The organism is Microbacterium sp. sgz311019, assembly GCF_056135325.1.
The window spans coordinates 1-756 of sequence record NZ_JBWAXO010000033.1; the positions used below are offsets into that span (position 1 = coordinate 1).

A 756-nucleotide genomic window follows, 5' to 3' on the forward strand; every position below is an offset into this window, starting at 1 on the left:
TCGCCCGCGACCGCGTCTCGGTGGGCGCGACGGTATCGGGCGGGGCAGCCGCTGACGGACCGGTCCTCGCGTCCGGAACACTCGCCCAGCCAGTTGTCGACGCGGCGGGAGCGGCGGATCGTGTCGTTGCGGTTCACCAGGCGGTGGGGGCCGCACCGGATCGGCTATCACCTCGGGATCCCGCGTTCGACGGTCGGCCGGGTTCTGGTCCGCTACCGGATGCCGCTACTGCACCACCTCGACCAGGCCACCGGGCTGCCGGTGCGTAAGCCCAAGCCCGTCCGCTACGAGAAGCAGACCCCAGGCGAGCTGGTCCACGTGGACATCAAGAAGCTCGGCAGAATCCCCGACGGCGGCGGCTGGCGGATGCTCGGCCGGCAGGCCGGGAACCGCAACAACAAGAAGCAAGGCCTCGGCTACGCGTTCCTGCACCACGCCGTCGACGACTGCACCCGACTGGCGTACTCGGAGCAGCTCGACGACGAACGCAAAGAGACCGCCGCCGGGTTCTGGCAGCGCGCGCGGGCGTTCTTCGCCGAGCACGACATCACCGTGACCGCGGTGATGACCGACAACGGCTCCTGCTACCGCTCCCACGCGTTCGCCGACGCGCTCGGCCAGGGCGTGAAGCATCGCCGCACCCGCCCCTACCGGCCGCAGACAAACGGGAAAGTCGAGCGCTTCAACCGCACGCTCGCGACCGAGTGGGCCTACGCCCAGACCTACCCCTCAGACGCCGCCCGCGCCGCGACCTAC

Annotated in this window: 1 protein-coding gene; it reads left to right on the plus strand. The window is 70.5% G+C overall.

What is annotated here, in order from left to right:
* A partial coding sequence (locus AC0NZN_RS18360) for an IS481 family transposase (protein ID WP_474593766.1) occupies nucleotides 1-756 on the plus strand: 756 nt, incomplete at both ends.